A 24112-nucleotide genomic window follows, 5' to 3' on the forward strand; every position below is an offset into this window, starting at 1 on the left:
GTATGGAGACAAGTGCCTTGGGTGATTTATCAGGATTAACGCTGACGGCTCAGGATATTTTTGGGCGATTATTATCGGTGTTTTTGCTGATTGCTGTTAATGCCTTTTTTGTGACGGCTGAATTTTCGATGGTGTCGGTAAGGCGATCGCGAATTAGCCAGTTAGTGGATGAAGGAGATTTACCTGCTCTCACGGTTCAGCATTTACAAAGACGCATAGATTTATTGCTGTCTACTACCCAATTTGGGATTACTCTGTCGAGTCTGGCTTTGGGTTGGATTGGTGAATCGACAATGGCGGTAGTGATTCGCCAGATACTTGCTCAAATTCCTCTACACCAATTCCAAGTGGCGATCGCTCATTCCTTGGCGATTCCGATTGTCACCTTTTTTCTGCTGGCTTATCTGCAAATTGTCCTGGGGGAATTAGTCCCCAAATCTCTGGCGCTATTATATCCCGAACAAATCGCGAGAATGTTGGCTCCTTCTTCTTTGGCGATCGCTCGGTTTTTTAAGCCATTTGTCTGGTGTTTAAATCAGTCTACCCGGTTTTTATTGCGTCTGTGTGGGATTAACTACACCGGACAACCTTACACCCGCGTAACCCCAGAAGAATTGCAACTAATCATCACTACATCTAGTGAATCTATGGGTTTGGAGGCTGAGGAAAGACAGTTACTTAATAATGTGTTTGAATTTGGGGATGTACTAGCGGAAGAGGTGATGATTCCCCGCACCAGTATTGTCTCGCTTCCTAGCACCGCCACCTTTCAACACCTCCTAGAAGAAATGGCGGTTTCTAATCATTCTCGTTACCCTATTACTGGGGAATCCTTAGATGATATTTTGGGGATTTTAGATTTTCGGGATTTAGCCAAACCTTTAGCAGAAAGACAGCTTTCCGAACAGACACCTATCTTAACTTGGATTCGCGCTGCTCGGTTTATTTCTGAGCAAATGTTACTCAGTGAATTACTACCCCTAATGCAGCGATCGCAACAGGAAATGGCTATTGTTGTAGATGAGTTTGGCGGTACAGCCGGACTGGTAACAATTAACGATCTCATCTCCGAAATTATTGGGGATGGCTCGGAATTAGCCGAACATGAAGATGTGAATATTCAGTTTGTCGATGACCAGACTTTTTTAGTACAGGCGCAGTTGAGTGTTGAGGAAATTAACGAACTGTTAAATTTGGATTTACCCTTAAATGAAGAGTATCAAACTTTGGGGGGTTTTCTCACCTATTACCTGCAAAAAATCCCCGCCGTTGGGGAGGTTTTCACCTACCGAAATATTGAATTTAAAGTGGTGTTAGTGGTGGGTCCCCGTTTGGAACAGATCCAAATTTATCAGTCGGAAACTGAAACCACATCAGACGCTGATCATACTATAGCGGAACTTTTGGAGTCTCCCGACTTTGAGGAGGATAGGGAAACGGAGAGTTTAAACGCCATTGATGAAATGACCCGCCAAGGGGAGAGTAACACCTCGGAAATCGCCGATAATTCCTTATCAGAAAATACCGAGGCTGAGAAGACTATGGCGGAACTTTGGGATGCTTCCGACTCTGAGGATACAGAAGGAGAGAAGGATAGGGAAACGGAGAGTTTAAACGCCATTGATGAAATGACCCGCCAAGGGGAGAGTAACACCTCGGAAATTGCCGATAATTCCTTATCAGAAAATACCGAGGCTGAGAAGACTATGGCGGAACTTTGGGATGCTTCCGACTCTGAGGATACAGAAGGAGAGGAGAGGAGAGGAGAGGGGGGAGGTAACTGTTAACTCTCAGCCTTTTCTGAGGTGTCAGTATTATCGTTATTGGTTTGAGGAATAACGGACGGTGCGAGAATCTTTAAACCGTTGGGAATACATTGAATTTCCAGGGGTGTAGTCCCGATAATTTCACCATCTAGGACAACTTTTTGAGGGGGTTCAGTTTTCACTTTAACGTTACTGGCGCGTAACCCAATCATGTTATCGCGCTGGGTTCCGGTTTTCAGCAAAGCCGACCCAAACAATTCTACCATACCAGCGATCGCCTCTAACTTTAGTAAATTTCTGATTTTCGTTTTGATTAGCAGCAAAAATCAACACCTCTAACTTCCCATCATTAGGGATAACCTCTCCCAAACCTTGAGCTAAAATTGAGGTAGCCGGAGCCGCATTAGCAATAGTGACAGCACCAGAACGAACTCGGCTAATAGTTCCATCAATCTCGATTTCCGTATCAAAAAGGACTTGTTCATCGAGTTGTTGTAATCCCGCCATTATATAAGCCAGAGCGCCCCAACGCTGCTTAGTTTCTCGATCAGCTTTATCAATGGTTTCGGCTTCATAACCAATACCAGCCAATAGAATCATAGGGCGCGCGTTACAGGTAGCAATGTCAACCGTGCGAGTTACCCCAGCGATAATATTATTACAAGCGCCGCGAATATTCCCAGGAATTCCCATAGCCACACAAAAAGCATTAGCCGTCCCGCGCGGAATGATACCCAGAGGGATATCTGTTCCCATCACCGCACCAGCGACCGCTGAGACCGTTCCATCCCCTCCGGAAGCAATAACCATATCCACCCCGGAATCAACGGCTTCCTGAGCCAACTGTTCGGCGCTAATGGTAGGAGTAGTGAAGGATACCTTGAGATAAATATGGGGTTCTAACAATTGTCGAATCAAAACCAAGTCCTGCTGGGAGTTTCCCGTCCCGGAAACCGGGTTAAAAATTAAACAAGCCGACCGACTACGGGTGAGACCGCTTAACATAGCCCTAGCAGTAGCGCGGTTGGTGGCTAGGGGTACATTTTGCAGGTTACAAGCGCGAATCAATACTTGAATTTCGGGGGAGGATAAGTTAAAACCAGGATCGAGGAAGAAAATCACAGCGGCGATTTCTGTTTCCTGTAGGATGCGATAGGCTAGTTCAATATCTCCTCCGTGATGGAGAGATGATAACACCTGCACCTCTACTCCGGTTCCCTGTAGGAGATATTGGGCGGTTCTTTCTGGGGCGATTAGTTCGTAGAAGGACAAAGCCACAGTATTCTCTTCTACAAAGCTGACCAGTTCCTCTCGTTGGCTATCATGGGCGATTAGGGCGATGGTTGTAGACATGGGGGGTTATAGTTGACAGTTAAAAGTAGACAGTCAACAATTATCAATTATTTGGGGATAAGTTTCACCAATTCCCGCCATGGTTTCGGGCTGTTTCTCCCCCAAAAACTCAAAATTAGCTGATATCTAGGGTATCCATATCTATGCAATTAAATCCCCAAACTACATCAGAGCAGCAGTTAACCTCGACTACCCTACCCACCCAGACGATTATTTTGGATGTTGGGGGGATGAAATGTGCTGGTTGTGTGATGGCGGTAGAACGCCAATTAAACCAACAGCAGGGGGTGATTGCTGTCCGGGTTAACTTAGCCACGGAAGTGGCGACGGTTGAATGTGAACCCGGTACAGTCGATCCACAAAAACTGGCTGATATTTTAACAGAAACGGGGTTTAATAGTCAACTGCGTTATGGGTCTGCGGCTCACCAAAAGCTGACTTTTGAGGAACGTCACCGCCAAGAAATGCGCGACCAAATTGGGCGGGTGATTATTTGTGGGGTGCTGATTTTTCTGTCGGGAATAGGTCACTTTCATCATATAGCTTGGGGAGGGCTTCCCCTAGTGAGTAGTATTTGGTTTCACTGGGGGTTAGCCACTTTGGCTTTACTATTCCCAGGCCGATCGCTTATAGTGGATGGCGTGCGTAGTCTGGCGCGAAATGCTCCTAATATGAATACCCTCGTGGGATTGGGGACTATTAGCGCCTATACTGCCAGTTTAGTGGCTCTGTTATTTCCTCGGTTGGGTTGGGAGTGTTTCTTTGATGAACCTGTGATGCTGTTGGGGTTTATTTTGCTGGGAAAAACCCTGGAACAACAAGCAAGAATTAGGGCGGCTAGGGCTTTTGAGGCTTTGTGGGGTTTGCAACCGACAACGGCTCAGGTGATTCTCTCGACACAACTACCTGAACAGAATCAGGAAAATTCGGCGATCGCCTGGTCATCTCCGACGGTGGAGGTTCCGGCGGAACAGGTGCGGGTGGGGGATTTGGTTAAGGTTTTTCCTGGTGATAAAATCCCCGTTGATGGTAGGGTGATTATGGGGAGTAGTACGGTTGATGAGTCGATGCTCACGGGAGAGTCTTTCCCGGTGACTAAACAACGGGATTTAATGGTTTTTGCGGGAACTTTAAACCAGTCGGGAGGACTGATAATTGCGGCAACTCGCACGGGAGAAGAAACTACTGTTGCCCAAATTATCAGTTTAGTAGAAACGGCTCAAACTCGCAAAGCACCGATTCAATTTTTGGCGGATAAGGTGGCGGGATATTTTACTTATCTGGTTATGGGTTTGGCGGCGCTGACTCTCATTTTTTGGTACACAATTGGCACTAAAATTTGGCCGGAGGTGATGACATCGGGAGGGGTGAATTTGGCGGTTGATGCACCTTTGCTATTGAGTCTAAAATTGGCGATCGCTGTTTTGGTGATTGCTTGTCCCTGTGCTTTGGGACTGGCTACCCCTACGGCTATTTTAGTGGGTTCTGCGATCGGTGCGGAACGAGGTATATTGATTAAAGGTGGTGATATCCTAGAGAGGGTTCACCAACTCCACACTGTGGTTTTTGATAAGACGGGAACTTTGACGACGGCTTCTCCCCAGGTGACTACCTGCGTTAGTTTGTCTCACGGCTTTAGTGAGGACCGGATTTTGCAATTGGCCGCGGCGGTGGAACAGGGAACCCATCACCCTATCGCTACCGCCATCTGTAGAGCCTTAGAAGGGCGTAACCTGCCTATTATAGATGCGGAAGGTTTTGTGACTCAGACGGGGCTGGGTGCGGCTGCTATGGTCGATGGAGAGAGAGTTTGGGTGGGGAGTGCAGAGGGTTTGAGCCGCTGTGGGGTGATTTTGTCGGAGTCGGTGTTATCGATAATTCCACCAGGACAAACGGTGGTATATGTGACTGTGGGTGATGAGTTGGTGGGGGTGATTGGTATTTGCGATCGCCTCAAGTCTGATGCTAAAATGACGGTGGAACGGCTCCAGAAAATGGGGTTAAATGTAGTTCTACTCACAGGCGATCGCTTTTCGGTAGCCCAGGCGATCGCTTCGGAGCTACAATTGTCTGAGGGGTCGGTGCTGGCAGAAGTGCGACCGGAAGATAAGGCTAAGGCGATCGCTGCTTACCAACAGCAAGGACACCGGGTAGCCATGGTGGGGGATGGGATTAATGATGCTCCGGCTTTGGCTCAGGCTGATGTGGCGATCGCTTTGGGAACCGGAACTGATGTGGCGATCGAAACTGCTGATATTGTACTCATGGGAGACGCACTCGGTGACGTAGTGGAGTCTATTCGGTTGAGTCAACAAACATTCAACAAAATTCGCCAAAATCTGTTCTGGGCTTTTGCTTATAATACCATCGGTTTACCCATGGCGGCGGGTGTCCTGCTACCAGGTTTTGGTATAGTTTTCAGTCCCTCGGTAGCAGCGGCATTTATGGCTTTTAGTTCGGTGAGTGTAGTCACCAATTCCCTACTATTACGTCGCCAATTCACCCCCGCCGATTTTCCCCCATCAATAAAATCCTAGCCGGAATAGCTGGTTATATAACGGCTGAAATTATCGCCTCCACGGGAATAGTAATATCAGGAAAAGCCACGGGGGAAACCTCTCCAGAAGTCAGGGTAATTTTAGAACCATATTCCCGTCCTCTCGGTTCCCGGTGAATAATCAACTCTCCCGTTTGTAAATTCACCAGCCAATATTCTGGAATACCAGCCTCAGCATAGATATGATATTTCACTGTTTTATCTTTCAGTAGGCTGCTGTCCGCATATTCAATCACCCAGAAAATATTTTCCGGGTAGGGGTGATGATTGAGATATTCCCGACCCAAAGGTGCAACAATAGCGATATCTGGTTCGGGTTCGGAGTTATTGGGGAGAGTAATGGGTTTGGCTGGACTGACTAAAGCGCGATCGCCTAAAATACGAGTAAGATAAGATCCGGCTTCGGAACTAAAAAAGGCATGAGATGTACCTTCTCGGGGTATTTCGACAATTTCTCCGGCTAGTAATTCTACGGGACGACCCACCAGCAACCCCGTTTTAATCATGTGATGATAATCGTCTAAACTCCATTTGATGGTTGACAGTACCATATTTTTTCCCCTAACCCAAATAGGAATTTTATTGATAGGCTGCTATATCTCAGGGCGTGACCGACGACGCTCTCCCATGATAACATAATTTCACCCCAGGGGTGAAAGCGGCTTAATCTAGTTAAAATATCACCTGTAGTTAGACTGTATCTTAGTTATCCGCCAAAATGAGTACATCTTCTCAACTGCCTCAATACGTTAGTGATTTAATGGAACTCTATGGTAGTTCCTATGGAAAACTCCTCGATTCAGGGGTTTTTTATGATATCCTGGAACCAGAAGTTGACCTGGAAAAGGTAGCATTTAACCATCTTCGTAAGTTTGTAGGGCCTCGGTTTTTTGAACCCAATGAAGATGGCTGGCGGCGAGGCTGGGAGCTACTTTATCGCCGCCCGGAAGGGGAACCGGGCAATATTGTCAAAGAGTTTGAAGATGTTTATGATATCCTGGAAAGAGTTTTGGAAAGGTTCCTTAATCCTTTAAGGCAGGATGATTATGAAACCGCACCTCAAAAATTGGCGATCGCTTTTGATAATCCAGAGGTGACGGATTTAAGAATTTATCAAATCCATGATGAGGATATCCTGAATGGACGCTTAATCATTAGTCGGCGTTCCAATGGTGAGACCACCACCCTAATTTTTATCTGTGACTAAACCTGACAACAAACCCGGTTTCTAACAGTCTTGGGAAAAGAAACCCGGTTTCTCTAAGAAACCGGGTTTCTGGGAGTCTCTTATTGATTAGCGATCGCATAATCAATTAACTGTGCAATGCGGCGGCGGAGAGTTTCCAAACCGAGGGCATTAGCAGCCGAAATAAATACAGCTTGGGGGTATTCTTCTTGGGCAAAACGGAGAGTTTCCCCATCCACAGAATCGATTTTATTAAAAGCCAATAAAGCCGGACCGGGAGTAATCGGCATTTGAGTTAAAATCTCCATAACCGATTGAATTTGTGCCTGCCACGCCGGGTGAGATAAATCTACCAAATGCAGCAGCGTATCAGCATCAGTCACCTCCTCTAAAGTAGCGCGAAAAGCATCAATTAAAGCTGGGGGTAATTCATGAATAAACCCCACCGTATCAGTAATTACAATATTTTGGGGTTCTTCCGTAATCGCATCGGGGATAGTTAGGCGGCGGCTAGTGGGGTCGAGAGTAGCAAATAATTGGTCAGCCGCGTAAATTTCCGAAGCCGTGAGAACATTAAGCAAAGTAGACTTACCCGCATTCGTATAACCCACAATAGCCAATGTAGGAACCTCCTGGCGTTGGCGACGTTGGCGGAGACGGGCGCGATGGGCCTGTAGTTGGTTAACCTCCTGCTGAAGGCGGGCGATGCGCCGCTGAATGGCCCGTCTTTCGGTTTCTAGTTTAGTTTCCCCAGGTCCACGAGTACCAATACCGCCACCTAACCGAGACATAGCCTGACCCCTTCCGGTGAGACGCGGTAGACTGTATTCTAGCTGCGCCAGTTCAACCTGTAATTTTCCGGCCCCAGACTGGGCGCGTTGGGCGAAAATATCTAGGATAACTTCGGTGCGATCGACTACTCGGACTCCAATGCGGGTTTCCAAATTACGGACTTGCGCCGGAGATAAACTGCGATCGAAAACAATTAAGGTCGCCCCCAGAGTTTGCGCCGCCAGGGCAATTTCCTGGGTTTTTCCCTCTCCGACTACGGTTTGGGGATGGGGACGCGATCGCTTTTGGCGAAGAGTTTGCAGGACAATACCCCCCGCCGTATCCACCAGGCGGGCTAATTCGGCTAACCCTTCTTCAAATCTCTGGGTGGAAATTTTGTCAGTTTGTACCCCCACCAATAGCACCCTATCTTGGTCAGAGTTGACATCAAGGGCGACAAATTCCCGCTGAAATTCGGCTTCTAGTCCATCTACCAAATCCAGGAAATCTTGGTTAGAGAGAACATCAAGACTCATGGGGGATGAAACATAATAGGGTACTGGAGCCAGAGGACTATCAAGTTGGGTCTGGTTTTCCCCTTCCCCTTGGGGTAACAAATGGGCGAGATAGGCTTCTTTCACATAACCTGTCCCACCCCCCCCACGACGTTCAAACCCGCTTCCGGTCAGGGTCAAAATCGCCAAAACATCTAACCGTTGCATAGCCATGGCGGTTAAGACTGACTCCCTAGGTACATCAGATTTTAACTGGGTGGCTATACACCGAATACCACTGAGGCGACCATTACCATAGCGGGGCAATTCTAGGGCAGGAATGCGGGTCTGACTGACCGTGCCTACTCCCACCCTAATCACCTGCCCACGACGGTTTATATAGGCGCAGACTGGCTCTTTGATGTCTGTACTTACCCCGGCGAGTCGCTGGGCAAATTCTGAAGTAGTAATGCGATCGCCTGGTAGTTTTTGATGGTACAGGCGTTGCAGTTGTTTAAGCTGACTCGGTTTGAGACCTTGCAGGTTTCCGTGTATGGTTTCGATAGGCGCTCCTTTTGGTTGCTTAACATTTCCCCAAAATATAACAAAAAAATGAGTTTTGAGAACCGATATGGGGTCGCTCAAAACTCAATCTGCTAATATCTGAATGGAACTGGGGTTAGAACTGGAATGTAGTTCTCAGGGTTCCTACGAAAATGGTGGCATTGCGATCGTTATGACCGGGATTGGTGATGAAGTATCCTCCGGGAGTAATGGAAATATACTCGCTGAAGGGGAAGTGATAGAAGGCTTCAATGTGCAGTGAAGTATCACTATTTTCTAGGCTTGGTCTGTCATGGGAGGTCACTTTAGGAGGCATTCCCACAATTAATGCGCCTGTGTCGCCTTCTCGCAGTAAATCGGGGAAACCAAGAGTTACCGCCCAGTTGAGAATGGTCGCGCTATCACTGCCATTATTCTGCTGGTTAGCCCAGGTAGCACCGAACCAACCTCCTAATTGGAAGCTGTTAGCCAGCCGCCAATTGAATTGGAAACCTAGGTTATCACTGGTGGTCGCATTATCACCAAAGGGGCGATCGGCAATCCAGCTACCAGTCCCGCCAGCTACCTCTACACCGCCGTTAGTGAAATACTTGCGGGCATATTCTACCGCCAATCCCAGTTTTTCCGTCGGTTCAAATACAAACTGAGCCGATGCTGTATTACTACCGTTGAATAAGCCATTACCAGCAGTAGCATCCGATGCGTTACCAGCTAAATAACTCAGATTCAATCGGTAACGGTCTCGATCGCCAAAGGCGAAGTTAGCCCCTACCCCGGCTCCTTCTGGACCCCGGAAAATGGCAGGGTTGCGCTGACCAAACATGGAAATTGAACCTGTACCGTCACTGTTAAAGGGGGTCAGAATTTCCATGGTGTCATCTAAATCGAGGCTGTTAGCACCGATAAAGATTTGCGCCCTGCCATTGAAAGCTGGGAAACGATAGTATAAATCATCTAGCTCTACTCCGTTGGAAGTCCCATCAAAGGGAGTCCGAGACATCAGGCTATTGGTTAGGTCGAAGTCGCTCAGGTTGGGATTGTCGTAAACCTGTAAACGGGTTTTTAACAGATCCTGTCCGGTGAAGCTAGTATCGAAGTCTAAGCGAACTCGATAGCCCAAATAAGTTTGGGTCGGGTCACTATTGCGGCCGCCTTTTGGACCTCCAGCCACGTTATGTCTAGCGCGATCGCCAAAGCTATCACCCGGCCAAAAGATGACTTCCCCATGCAGCCTGGTAGTGGTGGAGAATTGGTTAGCTTCCAATTCCGCAGTACGAGCTTCTAACACGGTTACCCGTCCGCGAATGCTGGCTAGTTCCGCCGCGAACTCTTCCATCAGTCGCTGCATTTTCGCCAGGTCTTCCCGAGTCACTAGGTCGGCTGTGGCGGCGTTAATTAATTCGTTAACCCTTTCTAAACAGGCGTTAACCCCCGCCGCAAATTCAAAACGGGTTAAGGCACGGTTTCCTCGGAATGTCCCATCTGGATAACCTGCAATACAACCATAGCGCTCAACTAAAGACTGGAGTGCTTGGAATGCCCAATCTGTAGGCTGTACGTCGGACAACTGAGAAACGGAAGTCACCTGAGACTGTCTCCGGCTTTGTCCTTCTCTACCGTATTGATTGAGCTGATTTAGCGTATTCCCATCGGAACTGGGAGCATCTAGGTCAGCGAGGGGAATTTCTGTGCCACGGTCCGCGACTGAGTTACCTTGGGAAAATACACCGCCAGCATGGGGGTTAACCGGAACTTGAGCTAGTTGCTGGGGTAACTCGGCTGTGACATCCTCAATAGATGCGATCGTGATAGCGTTGTTTGTCGTTAATTCTGTTTCTCCTGTCTCAGTAGCCGAAATTTCCGCCACCGCAGGTAGAGAGGCTAATAGACTAGCTCCCAATACTGCTGGACTGAGCAGCCAAAGATTTAATGATCGTTTCGACACTCTCTCTCTCCTCACACGGATAACTTGGTTGATAAGGTTTCGCAACGAGGAGATCAAAACCTCCCCTCGCTATTTTATACACCCTAGATTCGCCTTCGCGAAGCCCAGGTCTATAATATAACCAATTTATTCTGACATCTTCCCGTCATCGAATCCAAGATTACGATGAGGGCTTCCTTACCTTGCGATAAGGCATTCCTGTTTCCTTGGTCTTCCCTAGCAGTTCGTTGGTACAAGTGGCCTAAGCCTCCCAACATTGTTGCCCCGTTCCGATACCTGATACATTTACGCGACATTTTTCCGGTTGTTCCCGGACAATGCGACGATAGCACTATTACCCGTTAAGGTAACAGAGGCGGTATCCCGCAAAGCTTTTAGAAAGATTCCAAAAGCACCGTTCCAGTCCCGTGGTAGAGTGAACCCGCACTCAGGACATCGGAACACTTTTGAGCCACCTAGCTGGGAATGGACATGACCACAGTGAGTACAGGTTTTGCTGGTGTATTCTTCGGTCATATCTACAACTGTTCAGTTATTTCCGCGCTTATGTCTCAGGGTTAGTTTGAATCGATAATGCGCCCATGTCAGCATGGCGCGGGCAGTCTTAGACCTGATTAGACGCTTCACCTTGGCAACCATATTGGAAGTCTCGAAGGTGGGCAAAAAAATCAGGCTGTGTTATGGGATGGCCAGGGATGCGACCCAATCAACCAAGGGGTTGAAGTCCTCACCGGGTAGTTATTTCGCCCATTTCAGCTCTATTTCATACCCGAAGGTCTCGCACCATACTTGGTATTGTAGCGGATCGCCCTAATTGGTTCAACTAATCTGCGATTAAATTAAGCTCCACAGGCATTACCACCCAGAGTCCCTGGGCTATTCAAGCATCATAGCAGATACAAGACTTCCTTCTTACGGTTAGGTTTTACCTCAGCACCGCAGCGGGAAATCTCTACCTATTTCTAGCACAGAACACCATAACCTGAATTGTCAAGTGACACCTATTGTTAAGTTTGATCACGTCCCTGTCAACTTCGGAATATCTGCCACAGAGATGAGGATAAGGCACATTAAGCGATCGAAGATACTAACGACCAGAACAGGTTCCGCGTCCCCATTGACCATCATAGGATACGGAAACTTCAGTTCCGGGTCTAGGTTGAAACTCTGCCAAATCAATTAAAGTGACACTAGCCATACCGCTGACATTTCCACGATAAAGCCGTTGACCCTGATCATTTCTGCGATCGAATTGTAAACGGGAAGATTGAGCGATACCCGCACCCGTCCGAGCATTACGAAACTCTACTTCCTGTTCAAAGCCAGTATTAGGACTCCAGGGAACAGAAAAAGATAGGTTATCTGCGTTGGTCCGGAAAATAGTTCCCCGACAGACAATATCAGCCAAGGCTTTAGGAACAGCAACTCCTAAAACACTTATACCAATAATAGTTGGGGTAGCGACGATGAAATTAAACCTATTTGTCCACTGCATTGGAATTACTCCTCACCACAAATTAATTCAACCTTGTAGCATACTCTGTCGGGTTCACTCTAGCCACATTAACAAATATTAACATCAGCAATAGTGTCTCAAACCTCAATGGCAATTAACCTATATTGATCATGGTATAGAGCCGGATTTCCATCAGAACTTATGGAGCATAAATCTATACAAATTTGATACACTATGCTATGATGACCTCCATCAATTCTGAGTATACCAAGCCGATTATCTCTAAGTTAGACTAATTAACCAAGGGTGAGTCAGAAGCACTAATTTTGATGTCCTGTAGCATAATTAACAATCATGAGCAATCCGCAACCAAAGCCCGAGATAGATCCGATCACAGTAACAGTGGTGTTAACAGCCCTGATATTAATTCCCCTAATTATTGCGGGATTCTCGCCCTAAAGGCTAATTAATCAGGTAAAATAGCGCCCCGCAAATCAGCATCACGCAAATTAGCGCGGTAGAGTACCGTGTCCAACATGACAGCCTCAATCAAATTAACGCCACTAAGATTAGACCAATTGAGTTTAGTGCGATAAAGTCGGGCGCGACTCATATTAGCCCCCCTTAAACTGGTCCAACTGACATTAGCCGCCCGTAGATTCGCCTCACTGAGGTTAGCATCAGTTAAATCAGCCCCCACCATAGTAACCCGACTCAAATCAGCTCGATGAAAATTAGCTCCCATCAGCATCGCGCCACTGAGGGTAGCATTAGATAAATTAGCACCCTCAAGGGTAGAATCGCGCATAATCACATTAGTGAGATTAGCTCCATCCAAGTTAGCCCCACTCAAATTAGCTTTTAACAAATTAGTTCTGATCAAAGTGCTGTTAACTAGATGAGCGCCAATAAAATTAGCTTCAGTAAAATTAGCCTCAGCCAAATTAGCATCAGTAAGATTAGCCATATTTAGGGTGACATTTTTGGAGATAGACCCCCGCATACTAGCCCCGGTTAGATTAGCCCTAGAAAAATTAGCATCAGTTAAATTAGCGCTAATCAGGTTAGCATCAGCGAGTTGAGCATCAGTGAGATCCACGCCCATCAATTTAGACTCACGGAAATTAGAGCCACTCAGATTAGTATTAATGAAGCTAGTATTTTCGAGATTAGCCCGGATAAAGCTAACCTCCCGCAGATCCATATCACTGAGATTGACCCCAACCAGGTTAACAGACCGAAACATTCTCTCCCCGGCGGCATATTGTTTGAGTAGCTCCTCAACCTCCATGTTTAATTAACCTCATCATCAGTATTGCAGTATTAAACAACTGGGGGATAAAATCCCTCAGAATTATGATTTCAACAAGTTTCCCTACTTTCCGCACTATATGTCCAACCGCGTAGTTATACCCTGTATATAATCATCATCTCCTGAAAACGGCACATTGGTGGTGATAGTTCATAATTTGAGGGGTAACCCCCATATCCTGTCCCCAATTAGCGATCGCTTAGGCATCACTAACCTGGTAAATTATAGAATCATTAGGGAAAGATACCAGAAAAAACAGGTCAATCCTCCAAGATTTAGTAGAAACAGGAAACCAGGGATGTCAGATAATTTGAGAAGTAAAGCAATTACCCAGGGCAATCAGCGAACCCCTAACCGGGCTATGTTAAGGGCTGTAGGCTTTGGCGATGAGGATTTCAATAAACCCATTGTGGGCATTGCTAATGGTTATAGTACCATTACTCCCTGCAATATGGGCTTAAATGATTTAGCATTACGGGCAGAAGCGGCCCTGAGACAATCGGGAACTATGCCCCAACTGTTTGGAACGATTACTATCAGTGATGGTATCTCTATGGGTACGGAGGGGATGAAATATTCCCTAGTGTCGCGGGATGTAATTGCCGATTCCATAGAAACTGTCTGTAATGGTCAGAGTATGGATGGGGTGTTAGCTATTGGCGGATGTGATAAAAATATGCCTGGGGCGATGATTGCCATTGCTCGCATGAATATTCCGGCAATTTTCGTTTACGGGGGAACTATCAAACCGGGTCACTATAATGGCTGTGACCTCACTGTGGTTAGCGCCTTTGAAGCGGTGGGACAACATAGCGCGGGAAAAATCCCTGATGAGGAATTACTGGGGATTGAACGCAATGCTTGTCCTGGGGCGGGTTCCTGTGGTGGTATGTTTACGGCTAATACTATGTCGTCAGCTTTTGAGGCTATGGGGATGAGTTTGATGTACTCTTCGACTATGGCGGCTGAAGATGCAGAGAAAGCGGAAAGCACTGAACAATCGGCGTTTGTATTGGCTGAGGCGATTCGGAAACAGATTTTACCGAGCCAAATTCTCACCCGTGATGCTTTTGAAAATGCTATGGCGGTGATTATGGCTGTGGGGGGTTCTACTAATGCGGTGCTACATTTACTGGCGATCGCCAGTTCTATGGGGGTAGAACTAACTCTGGATGATTTTGAAACTATGCGACAACGGGTTCCGGTATTGTGCGACCTGAAACCTAGTGGTCGGTTTGTAACTACGGAATTTCACCAAGCTGGGGGAGTTCCCCAGGTGATGAAAATGTTGTTGGAACATGGCTTGTTACATGGCGATGCTTTGACGATTACTGGTAAAACTATTGCGGAACAGTTGGCTGATATCCCGGCTGAACCTGACCCTAACCAGGAGGTGATTCGCCCTTGGGATAATCCTATGTATGCTCAAGGACATTTGGCTATTCTCAAGGGTAATCTGGCTTCGGAGGGGTCTGTGGCTAAAATTACTGGGGTCAAAAATCCTCAAATTACTGGACCGGCTAGGGTGTTTGAGTCGGAGGAGGAATGTCTTGAGGCAATTCTGGCGGGTTCAATTAATCCGGGAGATGTGATTATCGTCCGCTATGAAGGCCCGAAAGGGGGGCCGGGAATGCGGGAGATGCTGGCTCCTACTTCGGCGATTATTGGGGCTGGTTTGGGGGATTCTGTGGGGCTGATTACTGATGGTCGCTTCTCAGGGGGAACCTATGGTCTGGTTGTGGGTCATGTGGCTCCAGAGGCGGCGGTCGGAGGTGCGATCGCCTTAGTGAAGGAGGGCGATAGTATTACTATTGATGCTAAAGCCCGCCTATTACAAATTAATATCTCTGATGAGGAATTACAGGCGCGACGAGAGGTGTGGCAGCCTCGTCAACCTCGCTATACGAGGGGAGTCCTAGCTAAGTATGCTAAGTTGGTATCCACTAGCAGTCGCGGCGCGGTCACGGATGTAAATTTGTAACCTAGGTTCGACTTAATCATTTTCGTAGGGTGCGTCAGAAGCAGGCTATCTACATCCTCACCGAATCATTATCGGCGCTACGCACCTCAATCAATTATCCGGGCTTTGATGATAATTCTCGGTGTCTGGTGCGTCAGAAATCAATTATCCGGGCTTTGATGATAATTCTCGGTGTCTGACGCACCCTACGGTATGATTACCTGGGAGTGTCAAAAAAAGGAGTCAACGGTTTGGTCGGCAGTAATGGTAGGGGAAAAGCCCTGCTGTGGTGTCCAATGTAGTGCGCCATCTCGCCCGGTCCAAAATAGTTGAATGTTAAGATTTTCGAGCATTTGAGATGTTTCAGGACTGAGGGTATCAGTGCTGGCGATCGCTACTTGAGGTTTGAGGGTGTCTAGTAGTTGATAATTCAAATCGTTACCCAACCACCACAGGACATCAACGGGGGATAAATCATGCTGTTGTAACAACTGTGATTGTTGTTCTTTGGGGATATTTCCCATGAGTAACCAGCGGCGATCGCTCATAATAAATTCCACCAGAGGAACCTCAGCATTAATCAGTGTAACCTGAGTTTCTCCTAAATCCAAATTTTGCTGAACTGGCAGAGTTAGATATTCTCCTTGGGCGGTAACAATTTTATTTTGAATAGCCTGGGCGCTAACTTGGTAAGCATTCTTAGAAGCGGGAGTATCATAGAATTTCTGAATTGGTAAAGTGTCTAAAATATCTGGGAAACCGATGGTCAAGCCTAGCTGAGGGTGAGTGAGGATCGCCCAATCAATTTGATTAATTCCCTGCCTTAGTAGAAAGGGCAAAAGGGTAAATTTAACGGTGCGTTCATCCCCGGAATTTACTAACAAAATGCGATCGCGATCTTCCACGACCAGAATAGGTTTTTCGGCGGTAGCTAAAACGGTGACTCGAAATTGGGTAAATTGAGCATAAGCCATGGGGATAGTGATGATAGCGATCGCCATTAATATACCAGCGATAACGGGATAAAATCGGCTATGGGTTCTGGTTTTATTCTTCTGGTCAGTTTGACCAACTTTGTCCGGTAGAAGTATCGGCAATAAACAGAGCAATATATTAATGGTATATAAACCGATTAATTGTGCCATAGATAAACTGCCTACTGCGATGGAATTGCCCGGTAAATCATTAAAAAATTCGACTATATAAATTAACCCTTGTAGGGGGTAATATAAAGCGGAGGCTAGAGCGGCAGCCGCCCAGGGCGAGATGAGAGCGACCGATGCAGTTAGCATTCCTCCCAGGGTAATTACTGTAATGAAAGGTACTCACCAAAATATTGACAAAAATACTAAATGGTGATACCAAATTAAACACATAAATTTGCAGGGGAAGAATCCAAACGGTGGCGGCGATAGGAACTGCTATACAACTAGCAATTACTGGGGGAAGCCAGGTGAGCGATCGCATCAAAGGTGGTACAGTCACCAATAGCCCCAGAGTTGCCAAAAAGCTAAATTGAAAGCCTAAGTCTTGAATCAATAGGGGATTCCATAACAATAGGAAAACGGCTACAGCCAATAACACAGCCAAGGGTCGCACCTGTCGTTTCATGACGAAACCCACCAACGCAGCTAACCCCATTAAAGCCGCCCGCAGTACGGAAGCGGACCCCCCAGTTAATCCGACATATAACAATAGGATAGTTGCACCAAAAACAAATCTCAACTTAGGAGACCAGCGGGCTGTCAAAGCTAGGACTACGCCCAGAAGTAAAGAGACATGAAACCCAGAAGCGGCTAAAGTATGAGCTAAACCGACTCGCACAAAGCGATCGCTAATTTCTGGGGAGATATCCACAGCCCGCCGCCCCAAAACCATGGCTGATAATAGTGTGCCTTTGGTAACATCCAAACCCTGAACCTTAGCCCTGACAATTCGCTGTCGCACCCTAGACAGTCCCCACCTAGGGGTAGTGTTAATAGAGAGATGGCGACCATACATTCCCGCAAATCCCCCTTGTCTGGCGAGATAGGCTTGAAAATCAAAGCTACCAGGATTTAAAGGAGGTTTTGGTGCATATAAAGTTCCAGTCACAGAAACAGTTTCGTTGCCTTGTAATCCCGTGGCTTGTAGAATAGGCACGGTAACATAAAGTTTACCTGTAACTGTTTTGTTAACCTGAACCGGGCTGTTCTGATCATTACTGGTAATCTGGTTAACAAGGTTAGCCTGTAGCCAAAACTGGACATTTCCTGAACGAGTGACCCGTGGAGAACTAATCACCCTTCCCCAGACGGTGATTACCAGGTTTTCGGCATTACCACCGCTGACAATTAATCTGCTAATGTCATGAGTGCCCTGGTTGTGGAGTTTGTAGTTGAAAATATAGGGTAGCGAGGAAACCTATTAATCCAGCTACTAGCCAAAGGCTTCTAGGGATAGGAGGTCGGGGGACTGTCAACCTATCTGGATCAGATGTCCTTTGTCTACGTTGCCTTTGACGGCGGTTTGTAGTAGTCGGAGAATTTGGCTTAATCAGACGGCCACGGAGTTTATATTGCCAAATGGTTGTCATAATTGCCATTCCGACTCCTAGGGCGAGGAGAGAATATCCTCCCCAGCTAAAGCTCGCCATTAGTAATCCGACAATATAGGCTAATCCTAGGGCGATCGCAGCGGTTTGGTTCATCTATCCGGGAAGTGATGGAGGACCGGTTAGGGTTGGGATTAGGAACCAACCCTGATTGTTTGCTAAATGGATAGTCCCAATTTTAGACCGAGTACGGTGTGAATGACCATCATTAATAGGGCGACACTGCCAATATAAGCATGAGCCTTGCGCCATTGGTCTTGGTTGCCGCCAAATTTGCTGAGGGAAATAGCGCCGTTAATTCCTAATAGGCCTAAAACTGCGGTACTGGTCCAAAAATGGGGACTTTCAAAAATTGGTTGTCCCTGCATAATTAAGGATAGTAGCCCGCCGCTAAACCCCAAAGCCATAAATAGGGTCATAAAAGGGGCAAGTTTTCGGTGACTAGACCGAGAAGCGATCGCCGCGTCTTGGTCTGTGGCTAAACGTCCCTGCCAGCCAGTATAACCGACAAAACTACCCATCACAAAAATTACAATTCCCATCATCAGGGGGTGTCCCCAATGAACAATAGGTTCGGGAACTCCTAAACTAGCAAAAAAATTGGCGATCGGTTCTAATAAGCCTCTGATGTCCATAACTGGCTCTGGTTCTCTTCTCTATGCGCTATCAATCCCGATATTATAAATGTTTGTTGAGCCGTTATCAATCTTTGATTAACTGAAAACCCGCCCCTACTATTCACTAATAAGAGCGGGTTCATAAGTATGGTATGAGCGAAACCTTGTCTAGAGTTAAACACTCACGTAAAACTCCTGGGAGGGTTGGAAGCTCCGTGATTGATCACGGAGAGGAAAACCGACTCAAGCGACTTTAGCCGCCAGCACCCCCTTGCGGGGTGGAGGGGTATGGTTGCCCCTCCATGGAGCTATGGTTGGCTCCGACTCCCTTGCGGGGTAATGTTTGCGCTTGCGCTAACGCGCACGCTGCGCGAACGCCAATGTTCAGAGTCGGTACTATCCAAATCGCACGTCCTTAACCCCTTAGAGATGTTTAACGATTCGGTTCATGAGCCTGGAACTAGCACGCATTCCAGGGTAGGAACTTTAACTCTTGCTCTGAACGGAGCCAGTTAAGGCTATAGCTGGTCAGCTACCTGAAAGGGGGGCACGAAGCCCCCGTGCTTCAGCCGGGGGTGCTGACATCAAGCCAAGTTAAAAGTTATTCGACCACACCCGGCAAGATTACGGTGTCAACAGCATGAATCACCCCATTGCTGCCCAAAATGTCAGATTGAATGACACTGGCTTCATTCACCATTACAGTGCCGTCCATAACAGTAATAGTTAAGGGCATTCCGGCAACGGTTTCCACAGACCCATCAGTAATGTTAGCAGACAGAACTTGGGCGGGGACAACGTGATAGGTAAGAATTTGAACCAGTTGATCGCGATTTTCGGGTTTGAGAAGTTCCTCAACAGTGCCTTCCGGTAGGGCCGCAAATGCTTCGTCAGTGGGAGCAAAAACGGTGAAAGGTCCTTCACCAGAAAGGATTTCGGCTAATTCGGCTGCTTCTAAAGCAGCTACTAGAGTGCTGAATTGGTCGTCACCACTAGCAATACCAACAATGGTTTCTGTGGGGTCTGACTCAACTACAGCAGCCATTTCTTCCCCGGCGGGTTCTGCTTGAGCTTCGATGGTTTCATCAGAAACGGTTTCAGTGGCTACAGGCTCACTGGTTTCGGCAATTTGTTCGGTGGGTTCGCCTTGGGTTTCGGTGGCAGTAGGTTCGCCACAAGCCGCCAAGAATGCTGTACCACCTAGGGTCACTAACAGGATCAAAAGCCGTTTAGCCATCAAAGTCATAGTTTTCCTTTAGAGAGTTTTCTACAGAACTGTTCAAATAATCTTGACTTAATTTAACTTATCTTAACACAACTTTACTGGCCGTCAAGTCCCATGCTAATTCTTGCTTAACCATGCCCGCTATCCCCTGCCCTTTGGTATGGGGTGGGAGGATTAACGACGGTCTTTGAGCCAGAATGTCACCATTTGGCCTCTTCCTTTGACATCAATTACACCCCTTTCCTCAAAAATAAAATTATCCTTGAGTAAGGCTTTGGTGGCGGCGGTGGTCTGAATTCTTCCTACTTCCCCTTGAGACTCCATACGGGAGGCGACATTGACGGCATCCCCCCACAGGTCGTAGATAAATTTACGAGTGCCAATTACCCCGGCTACCACGGGTCCGGTATTAATCCCAATGCGTAAATTGAAGGGTTCGCCGTCTTGGCGACGGAAACGGACAATTTCTCGCTGCATATCTAGGGCCATGTGAGCGATCGCTTCTGCATGGTTTTCTCTAGGGGTGGGTAAACCTCCGACTACCATATAGGAATCCCCAATAGTCTTAATTTTCTCGAGTTGGTGTTTTTGAGCGAGTTCATCAAAACAGGAAAATATATCATTGAGTAAATCCACCAATTCCGTGGGGGAGATACGCGCCGAAAACCCGGTAAAATTGACCAAATCGGCAAACATGACCGTTGCTTGCTCAAAGCGTTCCGCAATAGAATGGGGGCTCTGTTTTAATCGTTCCGCAATGGACCGAGGCAAAATATTCAACAGCAGTCGCTCGGATTTTTGTTGTTCAACCCGCAAAGCATCTAAAACCCGGCGGCGCTCGGTGGTATTACGAGCCACCCAAATTACGCTATTGTCTGGCATGGGGGAAACTGTGGCAGCAAACCACACCAGATCGGCATCAGCAGCAGAGGGTAAGATATTAACAGGGCCTTGCTGCCCGGGTTCTGGGGGTGCTAATTGCATACTGTATTCTAGGTTGATGGTTTGTCCGGTTTGAAGGACTTTCTGGATATTTTCGTAAAAAAGCTGTGCTTGGGGAGTCGGAAATATGTCAAATACTGTTTTTCCGAGTAAATCGCCACTAGGTGTATAGACTACTTCGGCGTTAGTGGTGACTATTTTCTTATAGCGTCCCTCTCCATCAAAAACAGCGATCACGTCGGTCATGGCTGCAAATAAGGCTCGCAATTCGGCTTCTGAGGCTCGTAAGGCTGCTTCTATCCTTCGTCTTTCGGCCACTTCTCTGATTAGGTGATGGTTGGCTTCTTGTAAGGCGGCGGTGCGTTCGGCTACCCGCTTTTCTAGTTCGTCTTTGGCTTGTTGGAGACCGATTTGTGCTAGTTTGCGATCGGTAATATCTTCGACAGTTCCTTCATAATAAAGAATTTCTCCCTGGGGACTACGGACGGCGGTGGCATTTTCCGAAATCCAACGAACTTGACCATCTATACGTCGAATTTGGGACTCAAAATCTACTACGGAACCTTGGCTTTCTAAGAGATCAACAAATTCCTGGCGGCGCTTGGGGTCGATATACAGTTGGGATTGAATATCGGTTAAATTAGTCATTAATATGGTCGGGGATTCGTAGCCGTAAATCCTGGCTAAGGCGGGATTAGCGCTGATATAACGACCTTCTGGGGTGGTTTGAAATATTCCTTCTAGGGCGTTTTCAAAAATGCTACGATAGTTGGATTCTGCCTGTTTTAAGGCTTCTTCTGCGCGCCGACGATCCGTAATATCAATACCTACAAAAAAGGCGGCACTACCGCTGTTGTATTTCCGGGCAGCAATTAGGTAATCTCTGGGTTCATTTTTAATATAAGATGTCACTTCTTTATAGGCTTCAAAATTCCCGCTATTAAAGAAATATTCCACAAAGTCATTAAATTCGGGACTGGCTTTCAGAAAACCGATGTGCTGACCAATAAATGCCTCGGCGGGGAGGTCGAAGGTTTGGGCTAGGTATTGATTAACCCCTAAATAACGTTTTTGAGAATCAATCCAAGATACTGTTCCAGGTACGACATTTAAGACGGCTTCTAACTGGTCTTGAGTCGTTTTTAAGGCGGCTTCTGCACGTTTGCGATCGCTAATATCAATTCCCACCACAAAAGCAGCTTGATTATTATTATACTTGTGGGCAGCAATCAGATAATAATATTCCTCATTTTCTAGGGAAGACGATATTTCTTGATATGCTTCTAATTCTGGACTATCAAAAAAATATTGTATAAAATTCTGAAACTGAGAACCCCTACCCAGAAAACCAATATGTTGATTAGAAAACTCTTCTCTGGGTAAGCCATATAAATCAGCTAATTTTTGATTCACTTCGATATAGTGCAGGTCTGATGTCACCCAGGAAACCGTACCAGGAACCGCTGCCAAAACCGCTTGTAAACGCATATTAGCTTGGCGGAGTTCTTCCTCAGCTTGGCGACGTTGAGTAATATCAATTCCCACCACAAATACCGCTCGATTATTATCATATTTTTGTGCAACAATTAGATAATGGCGTTCTTGATTATCCACATGAGTCCGCACCTCGCGATGGGCTTCTTTTTCAGGGCGATTAAATAGGTCAGTTACAAAGTCATTAAATTCGGAACTGGTTCCTAAAAAGCCAATATGTTGATTAGCAAAAGTTTCTCGTGGCAGTTTAAATAAGTCTGCCAAAGATTGATTAACTTCTAAATAGCGCAAATCGCTACTAATCCAAGACACTGTACCAGGGACAGCTTCTAAAACGGCTTGCAGTCTAGCATTAGCCATTCTTAGAGCCTCCGCAACTCTAGTACGTTCGACAATTTCTTGCAGTAGTTGATTGTTGGATTCTCGCAGGGCGGCGGTGCGTTCCGCGACGATATTTTCTAAGTCTTCATTAACCACTTGCAGTTGGGCTTCTACCTGTTTCCTGATTTCGATTTCTTGTTCAAGTTGCTTTCTGGTTTCTTCTAATTCGCGGGTTTTTTGTTTGAGTTTTTCGGCGCGTTCGGTACTTTGGCTAACTTCAGCAAGTAAGCCAATCACAATTTCGGAAGCATTAAAGTTATTGGCTTCAAACCCTAACCATGGCAAGGGTTTAATGCGATGGGGACTGGTGTAAATAATCTCAAACTGACCATCATATTTAGCCCTACCAATGCGGCATAATTTCCTAATATGATGGTTGGGTTCCATACGGATAATGCCACTGGGGGCTGAGAAACTTTGACCGTAGGTAGCAATTCGTACCCTTTCCGGGTCGAAAGATTCGGCTAACTCTACGGCTTGTTTCCATAGATAAACTTGACTATAGGCGGCTTCTATGGGGTCGCTAGTAACGCGATCGCTTCCATATCTCGCCTGAAAATGTTGAACAAACCGACGATTTTCGGGAGTATCTAAACTCTGAAAATAACTCCAACAACTCAGATGACCGGTCGCCGCATTCCCGATGCTTTTCAGTTCCGTTTCCGAAACAGAAATAGCCAAAATGGGGATTTGTTTCGCGTTTAAACCTGCCGCTTGAAATTGTTGGTAAAATGCTACATTGCTATCACCAGTAAGGGTATTAAACACCACATCAGGTTTCGCTCGCACAATACGCGCAATAATCGAACTAAAATCCTTAGCCCCCAAGGGTTGATATGCTTCCCCCACCACATAGCCTTCATTTTGCTGAAGCTGAATTTTGATCAGTTTACTCACCGTATGGGGGAATGTATAATCAGAACCGAGCAAATAAAAGCGCTTGCCAATATTTTCCAACAACCAGGAAACCGCAGGTTCAACCTGTTGATTAGCACAGGCTCCTGTGTGAAAAATGTTGGGGGAGTCTTCTAGTCCTTCGTATTGGACGGGATACCACAACCCCACCCCTAATTCTTCTAAAACGGGTTTGACAGCCTGACGACTGGCTGAAGTCCAACACCCAAAGAGGGTGACAACCTGTTTGTCCTGAATTAGATTTTTGGCTTTCTGAGCAAAACAAGCCGGATCTGATTGACAATCTTCAATAACAGGTTCAATAAACTTTCCGAGAATTCCTCCACTTTGGTTAATTTCTCGAATGGCCATCAACTCGGCATCTCTGAGGGGCGCTTCGCTAATTGCCATTGTCCCACTCAAAGAATGCAGTATCCCGACTCGTACACCTGGCATAGCTACTGCTTAACGGTTTATACAATTGATATCAAGGGAACCTCGGACCTGGCTGCACCCAATTTTCGGGCCGGGGTCTAGCTAGTCTAATATAACTATATTAACCAACTATGGCATAATATACTCTAGTTCCACCCCTTGATCCT

The 24112-nt window shown here is 46.6% G+C and carries 18 protein-coding genes and 2 pseudogenes; 6 read left to right on the forward strand and 14 right to left on the reverse strand.

The window, feature by feature from the left end:
- Positions 1-2 precede the first annotated feature (2 nt).
- Positions 3-1787, forward strand: a complete 1785-nt coding sequence (locus NLZ44_RS09855) for a hemolysin family protein (RefSeq protein WP_493752648.1) — start codon at positions 3-5, stop codon at positions 1785-1787.
- On the opposite strand, the gene NLZ44_RS09860 is transcribed toward NLZ44_RS09855, so the two are convergent.
- Positions 1784-2032 (reverse strand): hypothetical protein, encoded by a 249-nt coding sequence (locus NLZ44_RS09860; protein ID WP_493752649.1) that lies wholly within the window; start codon positions 2030-2032, stop codon positions 1784-1786. The genes NLZ44_RS09855 and NLZ44_RS09860 overlap by 4 nt on opposite strands.
- Positions 1980-3119: a methylglyoxal synthase gene (locus NLZ44_RS09865; protein ID WP_493752650.1), complete on the reverse strand. Its 1140-nt coding sequence runs from the start codon at positions 3117-3119 to the stop codon at positions 1980-1982. Before NLZ44_RS09865 ends, NLZ44_RS09860 begins: the two co-directional genes overlap by 53 nt.
- A 143-nt stretch (positions 3120-3262) precedes the next feature.
- On the opposite strand from NLZ44_RS09865, the gene NLZ44_RS09870 reads away from it, so the two are divergent.
- Entirely contained in the window at positions 3263-5656 is a 2394-nt protein-coding gene (locus NLZ44_RS09870; RefSeq protein WP_493752651.1) for a heavy metal translocating P-type ATPase, read from the forward strand.
- 13 nt (positions 5657-5669) lie between these two features.
- On the opposite strand, the gene NLZ44_RS09875 is transcribed toward NLZ44_RS09870, so the two are convergent.
- A complete protein-coding gene (locus tag NLZ44_RS09875) occupies positions 5670-6227 on the reverse strand; it encodes a Uma2 family endonuclease (protein ID WP_493752652.1) in 558 nt (185 codons plus the stop codon).
- Positions 6228-6394: 167 nt separating this feature from the next.
- Between NLZ44_RS09875 and NLZ44_RS09880 the strand changes: the two genes are divergently transcribed.
- Complete coding sequence (locus NLZ44_RS09880) at positions 6395-6883, forward strand: hypothetical protein (RefSeq protein WP_493752653.1); 489 nt, start codon at positions 6395-6397, stop codon at positions 6881-6883.
- A gap of 80 nt (positions 6884-6963) precedes the next feature.
- Here NLZ44_RS09880 and hflX read toward each other — a convergent pair whose 3' ends face one another.
- The 5 genes and pseudogenes from hflX to NLZ44_RS09905 form a co-directional block, all read right to left on the reverse strand.
- Entirely contained in the window at positions 6964-8772 is a 1809-nt protein-coding gene (gene hflX, locus NLZ44_RS09885; protein ID WP_493752654.1) for a GTPase HflX, read from the reverse strand.
- Positions 8773-8806: 34 nt separating this feature from the next.
- Positions 8807-10636: an iron uptake porin gene (locus NLZ44_RS09890; protein WP_493752655.1), complete on the reverse strand. Its 1830-nt coding sequence runs from the start codon at positions 10634-10636 to the stop codon at positions 8807-8809.
- A gap of 285 nt (positions 10637-10921) precedes the next feature.
- Positions 10922-11314, reverse strand: a pseudogene (locus NLZ44_RS09895) (zinc ribbon domain-containing protein); the annotation flags it as partial.
- Positions 11315-11723: 409 nt separating this feature from the next.
- Positions 11724-12131, reverse strand: coding sequence for a hypothetical protein (locus tag NLZ44_RS09900; protein WP_493752656.1), 408 nt, complete (start codon positions 12129-12131; stop codon positions 11724-11726).
- A 427-nt stretch (positions 12132-12558) separates the two neighbouring features.
- Complete coding sequence (locus NLZ44_RS09905) at positions 12559-13383, reverse strand: pentapeptide repeat-containing protein (protein WP_006621737.1); 825 nt, start codon at positions 13381-13383, stop codon at positions 12559-12561.
- Between the two features lie 319 nt (positions 13384-13702).
- Between NLZ44_RS09905 and ilvD the strand changes: the two genes are divergently transcribed.
- Positions 13703-15385 (forward strand): dihydroxy-acid dehydratase, encoded by a 1683-nt coding sequence (gene ilvD / locus NLZ44_RS09910; protein ID WP_493752979.1) that lies wholly within the window; start codon positions 13703-13705, stop codon positions 15383-15385.
- A gap of 29 nt (positions 15386-15414) precedes the next feature.
- Positions 15415-15564 carry a hypothetical protein gene (locus NLZ44_RS09915; RefSeq protein WP_493752657.1) on the forward strand — a complete coding sequence of 50 codons (150 nt, stop codon included), beginning with the start codon at positions 15415-15417 and terminating at the stop codon, positions 15562-15564.
- A gap of 30 nt (positions 15565-15594) precedes the next feature.
- Here NLZ44_RS09915 and NLZ44_RS09920 read toward each other — a convergent pair whose 3' ends face one another.
- The 4 genes from NLZ44_RS09920 to NLZ44_RS09935 all read right to left on the reverse strand — a co-directional run bounded on the left by NLZ44_RS09920 (position 15595) and on the right by NLZ44_RS09935 (position 18592).
- Positions 15595-16656 (reverse strand): ComEC/Rec2 family competence protein, encoded by a 1062-nt coding sequence (locus NLZ44_RS09920; protein ID WP_493752658.1) that lies wholly within the window; start codon positions 16654-16656, stop codon positions 15595-15597.
- Positions 16550-17749: a ComEC/Rec2 family competence protein gene (locus NLZ44_RS09925; protein ID WP_493752980.1), complete on the reverse strand. Its 1200-nt coding sequence runs from the start codon at positions 17747-17749 to the stop codon at positions 16550-16552. Before NLZ44_RS09925 ends, NLZ44_RS09920 begins: the two co-directional genes overlap by 107 nt.
- Positions 17712-18053 (reverse strand): hypothetical protein, encoded by a 342-nt coding sequence (locus NLZ44_RS09930; RefSeq protein WP_493752659.1) that lies wholly within the window; start codon positions 18051-18053, stop codon positions 17712-17714. Before NLZ44_RS09930 ends, NLZ44_RS09925 begins: the two co-directional genes overlap by 38 nt.
- Positions 18054-18115: 62 nt before the next feature.
- A complete protein-coding gene (locus tag NLZ44_RS09935) occupies positions 18116-18592 on the reverse strand; it encodes a DUF4079 domain-containing protein (RefSeq protein ID WP_493752660.1) in 477 nt (158 codons plus the stop codon).
- Between the two features lie 134 nt (positions 18593-18726).
- Here NLZ44_RS09935 and NLZ44_RS09940 point away from each other — a divergent pair.
- Positions 18727-18914: pseudogene (locus NLZ44_RS09940) on the forward strand (hypothetical protein).
- Between the two features lie 261 nt (positions 18915-19175).
- Here NLZ44_RS09940 and NLZ44_RS09945 read toward each other — a convergent pair.
- Positions 19176-19811: a fasciclin domain-containing protein gene (locus NLZ44_RS09945; protein WP_493752661.1), complete on the reverse strand. Its 636-nt coding sequence runs from the start codon at positions 19809-19811 to the stop codon at positions 19176-19178.
- Between the two features lie 162 nt (positions 19812-19973).
- Positions 19974-23966, reverse strand: coding sequence for a transporter substrate-binding protein (locus NLZ44_RS09950; protein WP_493752662.1), 3993 nt, complete (start codon positions 23964-23966; stop codon positions 19974-19976).
- Between the last annotated feature and the right edge of the window lie 146 nt (positions 23967-24112).

It is taken from the genome of Arthrospira sp. PCC 9901 (assembly GCF_059013425.1).